The sequence below is a fragment of the Fontibacillus panacisegetis genome, assembly GCF_900102215.1.
Lineage (GTDB): Bacteria > Bacillota > Bacilli > Paenibacillales > Paenibacillaceae > Fontibacillus > Fontibacillus panacisegetis.
The window spans coordinates 1-14,374 of record NZ_FNBG01000041.1 but is presented as its reverse complement, the minus strand read 5'-3'; the positions used below and the strand labels follow the sequence as shown (position 1 = coordinate 14,374).

The window sequence follows — 14,374 nt, the reverse complement described above, 5'->3', positions numbered from 1 at the left end:
GTCATTTACATGATCAAAGCCTGCAGATCTGCAGGAATTTCATATCATAAGTCGATTAGAGATGAGCGACAATCATAGAATCTGGCGAAATCCGATATCTGTGGAAGTCAGATTCAGAAAAAGGATGCTGTCAGGCTTTGATAGCTCTCTCAAAATAACCCGGCCGCGCAAAAATAGTTTAGTATAATGACTCGGCAAGGAAAGGCTATAGAATGAAGCTCTTCCGCAATATCGAGTCCGCTTCGGCGGGGCATCTCATTATTCTAAATTACAATTTTGAAAATATAGCATTGGACATGGAATACTGCGAAAGGGAGTTATTTTTTCTTGAAAATGAAGTAGTGAAACGTTAGCTTTTATTATAATTTATCGAGGATGTATCCTAATGGTATGTTTTCTTGGTGATCTTATATATTTACGTTATGACTATCACGAAAGTGATACAATCCTGTGGGTTTACGCCATTGTTTGTATATTATGCAATCCACTCTTGATGTTTCAGATGCAAAGCCCCCTTGAGAAACTGTCTCAAAGGGGCAATTCGCCTATAGTCTGCTGGCAATTCTATATTTCTTTACAACGAAAATGAATTAGTCCAGCCGCAAAGAAAACTAGGAAGCTGCCGAGAACAGTAACCATCAGGCTCTCCAGAGGCAGATTGAAGGCTCCAAAATCGGCTTCCCCCAATGGCATCATAGCTAAAACAGGCTGGGCCCATGGATAGAATGGAGCAATATCCTTCGAGTTGATGATTAACATATTCGGGATGGTAAGCGAGACGTTAACAGCAAGCGGGGCAGCAAAGCTGGACCAGCTTAAAGATATACCGAGCTGTAGTGCGGCCAGCGGAAGACAAGCGAACCAGCCTCCAAATAGGCAAGTGGCTACTATCCCCCACGGGATTGGATCGGTGAAGCCCTGAATCCATCCGGCTATAAGCATGCCTGCGAGGAAAAGCAATTGGCAGACAGCCAGCAGCCCTGCAACGATGGTGAATTTGGCTAAGTATACGGCACTTCTCGATACAGGCAGGACAAGCAGTTGCTTCCAACCGCCACCAGTATGTTCATATCGGCAAATAAAAGCAGGGAATAGCCCAGCCAGAATCGGCAAAAACAGCATTCCGTGAAGAAATACCATTGTTCCCAGTACTATTCTCCATGGATCAATCCCTTCGTAGGGCTCTGCCAAGATGCCAACCAGAGTGGATAGAATGGGACTAACCACAATCAGCAGCCAGACCTTTGATTTTGATATTTTCAGAAGCTCTGACGATAAAATTCGAAAGAAGGTTCTCAATTTAATCCACATCCTTGCGATTGAAATGTATCAGACCGATGAGCATGATGATCATACCGACGACTAGACCCGCGATGATGAAATAAGCCTGGTTAGGTCCGCTGTATCCAAAAACAGGCCAATTAAGCGGAAACCACTCGGACAACTGCTGCGCGAATGGAGAGATGATGGCTGCAGAAATTCCGATGGATACAGGAACGGCTTGATTTCGGAAGCTCAAGGATAGCCATAACTGCAGAGCTAACATGGGCAGGGCTGCAAGAAATGGATACAATCCAAGACGAAGTGATTCTGCAATCGGCAAAGGCATTTCGAACCCAAAGATTAACCCTAATGCGAGTGTGAAAATGGAGAGAAGCAGACAAGATACCGTGAGCAGTAAAAAGCACAGGGAGAACTTACCGCTATATACAGCTGTACGAGAAATCGGCAGAGCAAGCAGCTGCTTCCATGAGCTCATCTGATACTCAACTCCGGCAACCAGAGAGCTCACAAGTGTACAACCGAGATAGAGTGCGATAGGTACAAACATAGCAATATTTTCGATTAGCCCACCCCATGGATCATCACTGTATTGTTTCATTAGGTAGTCAAAACGAAGACCAAAGTTAAGAGCCTGCATCGCAACAAGTCCGATAGGTGCTATTAAAATCAGCAGCCAAATGCCTTTGCCGCGGATTTTCAGAAAGTCTGCGGAAAGCGATCGGAACATCATAATATAGAACCCTCCCCGATGACCTGCATGAATATATCCTCGAGCGATTTTTTCTTCATTTCTACTCGATAAATGTCATGTCCGTTCTCAACAAGGCGTTTGACCAGAAGCGCGATTTGCGGATCATTCATATCTGGAAAAGTAAGCGTACCATCGTGCAGCAATCCCCGAGAACCCAAATCTCGAGCTAACCATAATGCTGCATCCGGCTCCGACACGACCAGCTCAATATCATGTGTGGACTTCAAGCTCAAATTATGGATGGTATCCTGAAACACCATTTTTCCTTCACGAATAATGCCTATGGTGTTGGCCATCTGCTCCATTTCTCCGAGTAAATGACTGGAGACAAGCACGGTAATGCCATATTGCTTGGGCAGGCTTTTGATGAGCTCGCGAATTTCGTGAATTCCTGAAGGATCAAGTCCGTTAGTCGGTTCATCGAGAATGAGCAAATCGGGATTAGCGAGCAGGGATGCTGCGATGCCAAGACGCTGCTTCATGCCGAGAGAGAAGCCTTTCACCGGGCGGCGGGATTCGTCCGATAGAGAGACGATATGCAGCACTTCATCGATACGGGATTTAGGGACATCGATAATCCGGCGGATGGCCTCCAAATTGTCTACGGCATTTAAATGACCGTAATAGGAAGGGTATTCGACAAGTGATCCGATTCTGCGAAGGATGGAAAGCTTGTCTTTATGCAGATCGCGTCCAAAAATTTGAATGGAGCCGTACGTAGGCTGAATCAATCCCAGCAGCATACGGATGGTGGTTGTTTTTCCGGCTCCGTTAGGTCCTAGAAAACCGAATATATCACCTTTAGTAATTTCCAGATTTAAATGGTCTACAGCACAACGTCCACGATATTTTTTCGTTAATTCCTCAGTTTGAATTATGAGTTCTTTCACGATTTATCACCTCGATGACGATCATATCGCTCGAAGTTTAAGTGTGAAGTAGGGGCAAGTTTAAGTTTTGTTTAAAACATCTCAATGACCCTCTTAGGCCGGAACGTGCTGGAACGTATCTTTCTTGCTTGTTGAGGTAGACGTAGTTGCATAAAGTACATCTAAATCAGTGAAAATCGCTAGTTTCGGGAATTTAAGTGCAGAAGTACACTTAAGTTCCCCTAATCCGTGCTAAAGAGGATAATCACCACATATTAGTTGTAGTTTCTGCAACTAATTTTCCCTCGCTCACCCTTAGAACGAACGTACCTTGTTTGCACTATATGTGCTCCCGTGGCGTTTGCAGGACTCTATCAATGAAAAAAGCAGCCCTAATTGAGCCCCTTTTTATCCTGCTATTTTAATAAATCATATAGCTGAAAACCAATATAGATCGCTACAGCCCATATAATGAGGGCGGAGATCTTGTTTATGATTCGCATAAACTTGCCTTCGTTATCGAAATCCCCTACTATTTTTCCCGCAAGAGCCAATCCGAAGAACCAGATCCACGAGACAAGAATACATGCAAGCGTGAATGCAACTTTGGACGAGCCTTGGTAATTTAATGAGCTAGTGCCGATTACGCCAACGGTATCAAGAATGGCATGGGGATTAAGGAGGGAGACAGACATAGCGAATATAATCCCTTTTTTGACAGACACGGAGGCCTTTTCTTTTTGACTTAAGCTTGCGGGTTCGCTTTTCCAAATGGACCATCCCATATAAATCAAGAACAAGATCCCTATAGAAAAGAGAGCCGTTTGCAATGCCGGAATGGTCAGCACAATGACTGAGACTCCGAGCACGGATAACAGTATGAGCAGGGTATCACACAATGAAGCGGTGACGATAACGGGGATGGCTTTTCTGAATCTGGCTTGCGAGGCTCCCTGGTTAAAGATAAACACGTTCTGAGCGCCTAGCGGGAGAATTAGTCCAAAAGCTAATGCGATCCCGTGAATTAATGCAGCTAACATATCTTTACTTCCCCCAATGACTTTTACAATGACGTCGGATAAATATAGATGCGCGTACCCGAACTTGATGATTCGGTCTCCCTTGTAAGTCCCATTTCATGCAGCAGCATATCTACTATCAGTAGGCCGAGTCCCGCTCCTTTGGCAGATGATTTAGCATTTAGCCCTGGGCCATGGTCGGAAATGACAAGCGCGGTAGCATTCTGCCTCACGGCAGTAGCTAGTCCGACATAGCCGCCGGAGCTGGCGTGGCGAATCAGATTCTGAAACAGATTATCGAGTACACGGCGAAAGCCCTGCTCGTCAACCTCCCAGAGAAGAGGGATATCCGGTAGATCGATGTCGGCTTCGAGATGATTTTTCTCCCATAGCGGATACCAGGCAGCAGCGCTGCTTCGTACAATTCGCAGTACATCCTGATTTACGCGAGTTACCTTGTAACGTCCGCTGCTGAGCAAGTTGTAAGAGAGCAGATGGTCAATGAGGCTATCAAGATCGCCCATTTTGGATTCCATAAGGAACAGGGACTGCTGTCCTTGTTCAGACAATGGTTCTTTTCGCAAGGAATACAGATGGCTCCCAAGGACAGTTAGCGGTGTCCGCAAATCATGGGACAGGTTGCTGATCAGATCCTTTCGGAGCGTTTCCTCTTCAATTTCGCGTTTGCGACTAACCTCCAGCTCATCGACCATACGGTTGAAGGCTTGTTCGAGCCGTCCGATCTCATCAGGGCGACCAACGATCGTTTTGGAGGGAAGTCCGTTATTATTGCTTTGAGTCGTGCTGGATTCCAGTCTTAGAAGTCGCTTGCGAATGTCACGAATGAAAAAATAGGATAACAGAAGAAAAAAGGAAAGCATCAGCATTAGAAAAAATCCGTAAAAGCGAGTATCTCCTTGGCTGTTGACCGTGCTCTTAATCATATATTTTCGAGGCAGCTCCAAAACCATAAAACCCTGATCTGTAGTGCTGTTTCCACCGATAAAAGCTACAACTGTAAAAGGATCGGCATCTACACGGGCCTTCATGAAGGTAATGGTGTCCTTCAAAGACCATACTTCGGGCAAGGTATCCTGTTCAGGCAGCTGCAGACGGGTGTTTCCTGCAGCATCTACCCAGAAGAGAGAAGTCTCGGGATAGAGCTGCTTTAGATCTCGCAGTTTGCTATCGATTTCTTCCGGTGTTTTATCATTCAGGAGTCCGGCCTCTTTATGCCAAGCGGCAGCTAGGTTATTGCCTGATCCGTAGAGTTTGTTGTATGGATTATGCGGCGATTTGAATTCGCCCCAATGCAATAGCTGATTAGTTCCCCATGATGCCAGAAAGCTGACAGGGATCAGGATCGGGATAAAGACGAGGGCAATGCCAATAATCACAAGATATCGTGATAACAAGGAGTTGCGAAATTTGATTTTTGCCCGCATTTTCATTTCATGACCTCACTCGATAGCCGATTCCACGAATCGTCTCAATGATTTCCGGGGCAGCAGGATCCTGCTCTAATTTTTCCCGTAAATGGCGAATATGGACCATTAAGGTTTTATCTCCATCAAAATAAGGTTCTCCCCATACAGCTTCATAGATTTGTTCTTTGGTCATGATCTGACCTAAATGGCGAAGCAGGTACTGGAAGATATGAAACTGCTTGCCGGTAAGCATAATTTCCTCGCCTGAGCTTTGATTGATGATCCGGTTTTCTTTTTCATAGACAAGCAAATGACGAAGCTGCAGCGGTTCCGCGGAAGCGGCCCCATGACGACGAAGCAATACTTCAAGTCTGGCGGCCAGCTCGTCAGGATGAAACGGTTTGGTCAAGTAATCATCACCAAATTCTAGTCCTTGCAACTTATCGTCGATGGACGTGCGAGCAGACAGCATTAATACGGGGAGTGATGGATATTGCCTTTTAAGTCGTTGTCCAACCGTAAATCCATCAAGTCCTGGCAGCATTACATCAAGAATGACAAGACTGCTGCTAGCGGCCTGCTCTACTGCTGTCTCTCCACTCGTTAACCAAGTCACATTGTATCCCCGCTCTTTGAGATCACGGCTAACCCATTCCCCGATCTCGCGATCATCCTCTATGTATAACAAGTTTATGTTTAATTTTGACATTGTCTTATAGCTCCTTTCCGACTCGATTCTATTGTGGCAAATTGTGAATCAAAAATAAACTATATTTCCTTAAGCATACCATTAGTGATTGTAATCACAAGTCAGGAAATGCTCTTATGTTACGTTTTCTATGAGAACGGTTATCATTCAAATTTTATAAATTTATCGATCCAAAGGTGGCGTGAACGATGGATAAAGTACTTGATATGAACCAAACGGTATATGAATTATGTTCATCGCATCCTGATGCAATGGAGATTATGCTGGAGCTAGGATTTAAGAGTATTGCTGAACCTGGCATGCTCCAGACAGCAGGTCGCTTTATGACATTGGCTAAGGGTGCAAAGATGAAGAAAATAGACCCTGAATTAATAAAATCAACTTTTCGTTCCAAAGGCTATGCCATTATTGAATAAGGATAGAAAGGACGGAGTACAATGAGCGAGTTAATTAATAATCGGGAGCATGCAGCAACAGAGTTAGAACAGTCTCATCGTCAGGAAATGTTAAAACAGATCATCAAGGAGCTGCACGCGGGAGCTAGCGTAGAAGAAGTGAAGGCTCGTTTTGAAGAAGCGGTCGGGGATGTGACCGTGGCGGAAATTTCGGCTATGGAGCATTCCTTAATGGAGGAGGAAGGTATTCCGGTATCGGAGGTTCAACGGCTTTGCTCGGTGCATACGGCGATTTTTAAAGGCTCCATTGAGCAAATACATCGCTCTTCCACACCGGAGGAGCAGCCTGGACATCCAGTACACACCTTCAAGCAGGAAAATAGAGAGATTGAACGGCTCGTGAATTTCAAGCTGCAGCTACATCTGGACAAATTTCGTAAAGCGCAAGATCAGGAGCTATCCACAGAGGGATCTAATGAACTTGTGTTCAAGCTGCTTGAGGATTTGAATTTGCTGCTTGATCTTGATAAGCATTATAGCCGTAAAGAGAATCTGCTTTTCCCTTATCTTGAAAAATACGGAATCTACGGACCTACGAAGGTGATGTGGGGAGTGGATGATGGCATTCGAGCCATGATTAAGGAAGTTAAAGCTAATCTTATTTCATTTAATGCTGACAGTGACAAGAATATAATGTGTGTTGATCTGGAGCGTATTATTAGTGAAGTTAATGAAATGATTTTTAAAGAGGAAAATATTTTGCTGCCTATGGCCCTCGATAAGCTAACTGAGGATGAATGGGTAAAAATAGCTGAAGAGAGCGACCAAATCGGATTTTGCTTGATCGCTCCGGATCAGAAGTGGGTACCGGAAAGAGTTCCACTCAATAATGCGCCTGCGGACTCGTCAACAGATAGCAGCAGTAGCGGTGACGCTCCTCAAGGCTTTGTAAAATTCCAAACCGGTATGTTATCAATCGAGCAGTTGGAAGCTGTGATGAATCATTTGCCGGTAGACTTAACTTTCATCGACGAAAACGATGTAGTTCGTTATTTCTCGCACGGTAAAGAGCGGATATTTGCGCGCACCAAGGCAGTAATCGGCCGCACAGTGCAAAATTGCCATCCGCCACAAAGTGTTCATGTCGTGAATGAGCTGCTCGCAGATTTCAAATCCGGCAAAAAGGATGCCGAGGATTTCTGGATTCCGATCAAGGACATGTTCGTTTATATTCGTTATTTTGCCGTTAGAAGTCAGGACGGGCGATATTTGGGCACCTTGGAATTCACGCAAAATATTGCTCCGATCCGGGCTCTGGAAGGACAAAAACGGATTTTATCCTAGAAAAACTTCATAAAATTGCTAAATTATCGCCCTGAAGTCAGCTCTATGTGAACTTCAGGGCGATTTGTTTTTTTTACCCCGTCCAGTGGGTGTTTCATCGCCTGAAAGCCTTGTATTTACAGGGTTCTTGGAATGCCCTACTTACTTGACCGAAAAGGTGGGTTCGCTTATAGTTGGTACGTAGGATAATCTTTTTTTATTTTTTTAAATGAATTAATATTTTTATTTCTATTAATAGAGAAAAAGGTGGCTTGTATAACATGTCTGAAAAGATCTACATTGGTGTTGACCTTGGCGGAACGGCAATTAAAGTTGGCATTTGTAATGAAGAGGGACAGCTTCTTCATACCTACGAAGGGCCTACAGAAGTTGCAAAGGGTCCCGAGACGATCGTTGATAACATTGAACGATATGTCCGTCTGATTGTGGAACAGTCTCCATTTGAATGGGAACAAGTAGCTGGAGTGGGTGCAGGGGTCGCTGGTTTTACTAACGTTCGCGAAGGCATTATTTTATTGGCTCCAAATGTAGGTCTGAAGGACTTCCCGATTCGCAAAATTTTGGAAGACCGTCTCGGCAAGCCTATTAAAATAGACAATGATGCTAACGTGGCGGCACTTGGTGAAGCATGGAGCGGTGCTGGTAAGGGTATCGATAATTGCGTCTGCTTTACGCTCGGTACTGGAGTGGGCGGCGGAATTATTATTGATGGCAAAATCTATCAAGGATTCTCCGGATTGGCTGGCGAACTGGGTCATATTTCGGTGGTACCTGATCTGGAAGCAATTCAGTGTGGATGTGGCAAAATAGGCTGCCTTGAAACCGTCTCTTCTGCTACGGGTATTATTCGTATGGCTAACGATGCAGTATCTCGTGGGGAACGCACATCTTTGTCACTCGTTGAGAACATTACAGCAAAAGACGTATTTGATAGTGCCAAGGCTGGGGATGAAGTAGCCACTCGTATCGTCAATCGCGCTGCATTCTACCTGGGCAAAGCTCTTGCGGCTGTTGCAGTAGTACTTAATCCTGAATTGTATATCGTTGGTGGCGGAGTTTCGAAAGCAGGGGATTTCTTGTTTAATGAAATTCGCAGCGTATTCGCTAAATTAACGCCTGAACCAGTTCAACAAGGACTTAAAATTGTTCCGGCCATTTTGGGCAATGATGCAGGGATGGTAGGAGCGGCAGGCCTGTTCCTCCGCTCATAATAGGGGAAGCTTAAAAATCTGCTTTTGATCGCGAAGTAATGCTTCGAGGCATAATCGACGTCGAATCTTGAATTCAGCAGGGCCTTCCGGCGCTGAAATGCAGATTTTTAAGCCTTAATTGTAAGAGGAGCTTAAAAATCTGCTTTAGATTTAGGGTATAATTATATATAGATATAGGAGTAGAAGACTTTGCGAGGAGGGAAATAGATGCCGGACAAGGATAAGGATAATGCTTCAGTTGCTAATTTGATCATCATTACAGGTATGTCGGGGGCCGGAAAATCGCTTGCTGTCCGAAGCCTGGAGGATCTTGGGTTTTTCTGCGTAGACAATTTACCTCCAGTGTTGATTCCTAAGTTTGCGGAATTGATCGAGCAATCCAAGGGAAAAATTGCTAAAGTTGCACTCGTTATCGATTTGCGCGGTCGAGAGTTCTTTACGGCCCTGTCGGAGTCACTCGCATACATCAAGGATCATTTTACGATTCATAGTGAAATTTTGTTCCTGGATGCTACCGATTCGATTCTAGTACAGCGTTATAAAGAGAGCCGCCGCCGCCATCCGCTCGCACCGGAGGGAATGCCGCTTGACGGTATTCGTCTTGAACGCAAGATGCTTGAGGAGCTTAAAATCTCCGCTACCCAGGTTATTGACACTAGCAATATGAAGCCGGCGCAGTTAAAAGATAAGATCATTTCCCGATTCTCTCATTTGGAGAGTAACAATTTATCTGTTAATATTACTTCCTTTGGATTTAAATATGGAATACCCATTGATGCGGATTTAGTGTTTGACGTTCGCTTCTTGCCGAATCCTCATTACATTGAACAGCTTCGTCCATTCACAGGACAAGACAGCGATGTATATGAATATGTTATGAAATGGCCGGAAACGCAGAGCTTCTTGACCAAGTTGCTTGACATGCTTCACTTCCTGCTGCCTCAATATCATAAAGAAGGAAAAAGTCAGGTTATTATTGCTATCGGCTGTACCGGAGGTAAACACCGCTCGGTGGCGATTGCAGAATATTTAGGTCGGATGCTCGGAACTAGCGAAACGGAGACGGTTCGTGTCAGTCACCGGGACGAAGGAAGAGACCGGCATTAAATGTAGTTCAAAAAGTAGAATTTTGATCACGAAGTGATTCTATGAGGCATGTTCGGCATCGAATCTTGAATTCAGCAAGGGCCTTCCGGTGCTGAAAATTCCACTTTTTGAACCTTTATTAAATGTAATTCAGAAAGATTGTCCAATCAGCTAACGCTTGTTGGACTTGATGGTAAGAGGTGAAACATACGGTAATGAGTGGAGCCAAGGAAGAAAGGATTCCGCGGATTGTAGTGATGGGCGGTGGTACGGGACTGTCTGTCATGCTTCGCGGATTGAAAGAAAAGCCGCTCGATATTACGGCTATTGTAACTGTAGCCGACGACGGGGGTAGTTCAGGTATTCTCCGCAATGAACTGCAGATGCCGCCTCCTGGGGATATTCGCAACGTATTAACCGCTCTGGCAGACGTTGAGCCGCTTTTGTCTGATATGCTTAATTATCGGTTCTCTTCTGGCTCTGGTCTCGCAGGCCATAGTCTGGGCAATCTGATTTTGGCTGCCATTACAGATATCTCTGGTGATTTTGTAACGGCTGTTCGTGAACTCAGCAGGGTATTTGCGGTACGTGGTCGCGTTCTTCCTGCTGCTGGTCAGGCTGTTGTGCTTAATGCGCTAATGAAAGACGGAAGCATTATTACCGGAGAATCAAAAATTCCTGAGGCTCGGGGAAAGATCGAGAGAATTTTTCTGGAGCCTACAGAAGTTGAACCTTTGCCTGAAGCAGTTCAAGCAATTCGGGAAGCAGACGCTATTCTCATTGGGCCAGGAAGCTTATACACAAGTATTATTCCAAATTTGCTGGTTCCTAAATTAGCGGAGGCAATTTTGGAGAATGATACAGCTATTAAAATATTTGTCTGCAACGTAATGACCCAGCCGGGTGAAACGGATGACTATACAGTCAGCGACCATTTGCAGGCGGTGTATGATCACGTTGGCCATCATCTGTTTGATTATGTTATCGTTAATGATGGAGACATTCCGGGGCAAGTCCAGGATTTCTACGCTGAAAAGGGTGCAAAGCCTGTACAAGTCGACTGGGACGTAGTAACAGGACGGGGATATAAGGTGATTGCCGATACGTTGGTGCTATTTCGCCGGTATTTACGTCATGATGCTGATAAACTGAGTCATCATATTTATCAATTAGTTCATAACTGGATTTTACGAAAGAGGTAGGTGAGTCCCTTGTCGTTTGCGGCGCAAACCAAAAAAGAATTAACCTTGGTCGAAGCGGAATCTTGCTGTGAGCAAGCGGAGTTGTCCGCATTGATTCGAATGAATGGTTCGGTACAGGTATCGAACAAAAAGGTTGTTCTGGATATTTCAACGGAAAACGCCGCGATAGCAAGGCGAATATATTCTTTGATCAAGAAGCATTTTCAGGTTCATACAGAACTGCTTGTTCGTAAGAAAATGCGTCTCAAGAAGAACAATGTTTACATCGTGCGGATTCCGGCAAGAGTTCAGGAAATTTTAAAGGAACTGAACATCGTATCGGAGGGTTTTATTTTTACATCGGGGATTAATCCAGACCTCACCCGGAAAAACTGTTGTAAGCGTGCGTATTTACGCGGCGCGTTTTTGGCTGGTGGTTCGGTCAATAACCCGGAAGGATCCTCGTACCATTTGGAAATATCCTCAATGTATGAGGAGCATTGCCAGGCACTGGTAGATCTGGCGAATGAATTTCACCTGAATGCGCGCTGTATTGAACGTAAGAAGGGCTTTATTTTTTATATCAAGGAAGGCGAAAAAATTATCGAGCTGTTGAATATTATCGGTGCACATCAGGCTCTGTTCAAGTTCGAGGATGTACGAATTATGCGCGATATGCGTAATTCCGTCAACCGGATCGTTAATTGTGAGACAGCCAATTTGAACAAGACCATTGGGGCCGCAGTTCGGCAGATTGATAACATCAAGCTCCTGCAAAAAGAGGTAGGGCTTGAGAGCTTGCCTGATAAGCTGCGTGAAGTGGCTGAAGTTCGCCTCGCACATCCGGATATGAACCTTAAGGAAGTTGGCGAGCTGCTCAAGGGCACGGTTAGTAAATCAGGGGTCAATCATCGATTGCGTAAAATTGATGAGCTTGCAGAAAAAATTCGTGGGAGCTGAATTTCTTTTGCTAGTGTGCTGCATGTTGTGTATGGTATAATAATATAAATTATTATGTTGACAAAATGAACACGTGGATTGAATTCGTTATAGGGGGTAAGTTTTCATGGTAAAAAACCCAGTTACCGTTCGTTTGAAAACGGGACTTCATGCTCGGCCGGCTGCGCTTTTCGTTCAGGAAGCGAATAAATACTCGTCTGAAATCTTCGTTGAAAAAGACGATAAAAAAGTAAATGCCAAAAGTATCATGGGAATTATGAGCCTTGCGATTAGCACAGGTACAGAAATTTATATCAGTGCTGAAGGTGCGGATGCTGAACAGGCTGCAAACGCTTTAATCAGTTTGGTCAGCAAAGAAGAATTGGAGAACCAATAACACTCTTTTTTGGCCTAACTCAGTATCACAAATTAGGGGACTATTTCGTCAAACTAGGGCGAGATAGTCCTCTTTTTGATTTTTTGTAAATACAGCTGCAACATTTTATTCTGGTCTGCGTTTAGTAGATAAATCGCCAATAATTGGAGGGTCAAAATGATGAATAATAAAAATGCTTGGTTAAAACCTGTTGGTGCAGTTTTGTTAGCTGGAACGCTGGTAGTTGGAGGAACATTTTTTACCGGAGCACTAGGCACACCTCAGAAGGCTTACGCCGAAAGTGTTGCACTGCAGAAAAATATCATTAACGTGGTAGGGTCCGGAGAAATTTCTGTAAAGCCCGATATTGCGTATTTGACAATTGGTGTAGAGACTCAGGCGGATACGGCTAAGGAGGCACAAAGCGCGAATTCAACTAAAATGGCAAAGCTAAACACTTTGCTCAAGGATACTTGGAAAATCGATGTGAAAGACATTCAGACAGGCCAATTTTATGTACAGCCAAACTACAGCTATAGTGAAAAAGAAGGTCAAAAGGTAAAAGGATACACAGCTTACCATACTATAAATGTGAAATATCGTGACCTGTCCAAAATTGGACAACTGCTCGACGCTGCGTCGAATGCAGGGGCTAATCGAATTGATAATGTTCGGTTTAGTACGGAAAACCCTGATCAATATCAAGAACAGGTGATCCAGAAGGCTATGGCTAATGCAGACTTAAAGGCATCGGCGATCGCCAAGGCAGCTAAACGTCAGGTAGGTCTTGTGCTTAGCGTGACGCAGGCGTCAGTAGAAACTCCGACATACATGGAGAATTACAAAGTGATGGCTGGAACAGCGGATTCTGGAGCTGCCAGCACATCAGTGGAACCTGGTGAAATTACTGTGAAAACAACATTGAACGTAGTTTACGAAATGAAGTAAACCAGAAGATTACGCCCGGGACATCGTAGTAGCCTCTACAAGGTGAGATGTCTCGGGTTTTTTAAGCGCTATAGAACGTAATATGTAATAAAATGGAAGGGAAGGTGATCATGGTATCGAGAAATCCGGTAACATTAATTTCGCTTGTGTTAACTGTCTTATTTTCCAACATATCATACGCCTATGGAGATTCAGAGCAGATTCAAATTGACCCCTCAAAGATTAATAAGAAAACAATCAAGGAATCGTTAGATGTGAAGTCTAATACAGTTCAATTGCAGCCTATCCAGCCGCGGGGATTGGGTCCGAACAAGCAAGCACTGGAATTAATAAATGAAAGTAAAATTATGTTCGATGTCCAAGAGGAAGAGGAAAAGTCAAAATTGGAGGGTCATGGTGGTTTAATTCCAGTTCGTGTTGTAGTAAAGGATGATGACAGCGAAGAGAACATTGGAGTAAATGAAGCAAAGTTTGAAAAACAATTAACTCTTAAATTTGAAGAAGAGCTGAAATATGAAAGGGTCAGTTATAGAACATATGATATGTCAGTAACCAGAGACCAACTGAGTGTCCTAGAATCAATGGATGTGGTGAAACATATCTATAAACAACCCGAAAGTGAAGATGAATTTTACATCGCATGTTGCGAGAATAACAGCAGGTCTAGGTAATGGTGGTCCAGGAATACAACAGGGCTAGCACCGCAAATAATTACGGGATTGACCACAAAGAGGCTGTCCCAAAAGTTATCTAAGATAACTTTGAGGGACGCTTCTTGTTTAGCAGAGGAAAGGCAAGATATCAGGAAAAGGATGCAAAAATACAGTTTTTTAAA

General features: G+C 44.1%; 15 protein-coding genes and 1 pseudogene. 9 read left to right on the top strand and 7 right to left on the bottom strand.

Going from position 1 to position 14,374, the window contains the following annotated elements; all coding sequences use genetic code 11:
* Positions 1 to 133: 133 nt before the first annotated feature.
* From BLS49_RS25865 to BLS49_RS22235, 7 genes and pseudogenes are all read right to left on the bottom strand, one after another.
* Positions 134 to 257 (bottom strand): annotated as a pseudogene (locus BLS49_RS25865) (response regulator); the annotation flags it as partial.
* A 307-nt stretch (positions 258 to 564) separates the two neighbouring features.
* Positions 565 to 1,299, bottom strand: coding sequence for an ABC transporter permease (locus BLS49_RS22260; RefSeq protein WP_091235924.1), 735 nt, complete (start codon positions 1,297 to 1,299; stop codon positions 565 to 567).
* Between the two features lies 1 nt (position 1,300).
* Positions 1,301 to 2,014 (bottom strand): ABC transporter permease, encoded by a 714-nt coding sequence (locus tag BLS49_RS22255; RefSeq protein ID WP_091235923.1) that lies wholly within the window; start codon positions 2,012 to 2,014, stop codon positions 1,301 to 1,303.
* Positions 2,011 to 2,925: an ABC transporter ATP-binding protein gene (locus BLS49_RS22250; protein ID WP_091235921.1), complete on the bottom strand. Its 915-nt coding sequence runs from the start codon at positions 2,923 to 2,925 to the stop codon at positions 2,011 to 2,013. Before BLS49_RS22250 ends, BLS49_RS22255 begins: the two co-directional genes overlap by 4 nt.
* Positions 2,926 to 3,320: 395 nt before the next feature.
* Positions 3,321 to 3,944: a LysE/ArgO family amino acid transporter gene (locus tag BLS49_RS22245; protein ID WP_091235920.1), complete on the bottom strand. Its 624-nt coding sequence runs from the start codon at positions 3,942 to 3,944 to the stop codon at positions 3,321 to 3,323.
* A 23-nt stretch (positions 3,945 to 3,967) separates the two neighbouring features.
* A complete protein-coding gene (locus BLS49_RS22240; protein ID WP_091235918.1) occupies positions 3,968 to 5,374 on the bottom strand; it encodes a sensor histidine kinase in 1,407 nt (468 codons plus the stop codon).
* Between the two features lies 1 nt (position 5,375).
* On the bottom strand, positions 5,376 to 6,059 hold the full coding sequence (locus BLS49_RS22235) for a response regulator transcription factor (protein WP_091235916.1): 684 nt from the start codon (positions 6,057 to 6,059) through the stop codon (positions 5,376 to 5,378).
* 188 nt (positions 6,060 to 6,247) lie between these two features.
* Between BLS49_RS22235 and BLS49_RS22230 the strand changes: the two genes are divergently transcribed.
* The 9 genes from BLS49_RS22230 to BLS49_RS22190 all read left to right on the top strand — a co-directional run bounded on the left by BLS49_RS22230 (position 6,248) and on the right by BLS49_RS22190 (position 14,210).
* Complete coding sequence (locus BLS49_RS22230; protein WP_091235914.1) at positions 6,248 to 6,475, top strand: DUF1858 domain-containing protein; 228 nt, start codon at positions 6,248 to 6,250, stop codon at positions 6,473 to 6,475.
* A gap of 21 nt (positions 6,476 to 6,496) precedes the next feature.
* Positions 6,497 to 7,798, top strand: a complete 1,302-nt coding sequence (locus tag BLS49_RS22225) for a DUF438 domain-containing protein (RefSeq protein WP_091235911.1) — start codon at positions 6,497 to 6,499, stop codon at positions 7,796 to 7,798.
* 260 nt (positions 7,799 to 8,058) lie between these two features.
* Positions 8,059 to 9,009 carry an ROK family glucokinase gene (locus BLS49_RS22220; protein WP_091235909.1) on the top strand — a complete coding sequence of 317 codons (951 nt, stop codon included), beginning with the start codon at positions 8,059 to 8,061 and terminating at the stop codon, positions 9,007 to 9,009.
* 207 nt (positions 9,010 to 9,216) lie between these two features.
* Positions 9,217 to 10,116, top strand: a complete 900-nt coding sequence (gene rapZ / locus BLS49_RS22215) for an RNase adapter RapZ (protein ID WP_091235907.1) — start codon at positions 9,217 to 9,219, stop codon at positions 10,114 to 10,116.
* Between the two features lie 194 nt (positions 10,117 to 10,310).
* Positions 10,311 to 11,297 carry a gluconeogenesis factor YvcK family protein gene (locus BLS49_RS22210; protein ID WP_091235905.1) on the top strand — a complete coding sequence of 329 codons (987 nt, stop codon included), beginning with the start codon at positions 10,311 to 10,313 and terminating at the stop codon, positions 11,295 to 11,297.
* 9 nt (positions 11,298 to 11,306) lie between these two features.
* Positions 11,307 to 12,236 carry a DNA-binding protein WhiA gene (gene whiA, locus BLS49_RS22205; protein ID WP_091235904.1) on the top strand — a complete coding sequence of 310 codons (930 nt, stop codon included), beginning with the start codon at positions 11,307 to 11,309 and terminating at the stop codon, positions 12,234 to 12,236.
* A gap of 106 nt (positions 12,237 to 12,342) precedes the next feature.
* The gene (locus tag BLS49_RS22200) at positions 12,343 to 12,612 is read left to right on the top strand and encodes an HPr family phosphocarrier protein (protein WP_091235902.1); all 270 of its coding nucleotides are present in this window, start codon (positions 12,343 to 12,345) and stop codon (positions 12,610 to 12,612) included.
* 156 nt (positions 12,613 to 12,768) lie between these two features.
* Positions 12,769 to 13,539: an SIMPL domain-containing protein gene (locus BLS49_RS22195; RefSeq protein WP_245742712.1), complete on the top strand. Its 771-nt coding sequence runs from the start codon at positions 12,769 to 12,771 to the stop codon at positions 13,537 to 13,539.
* Positions 13,540 to 13,649: 110 nt separating this feature from the next.
* Positions 13,650 to 14,210 (top strand): hypothetical protein, encoded by a 561-nt coding sequence (locus BLS49_RS22190; protein ID WP_091235900.1) that lies wholly within the window; start codon positions 13,650 to 13,652, stop codon positions 14,208 to 14,210.
* Positions 14,211 to 14,374 lie beyond the last annotated feature (164 nt).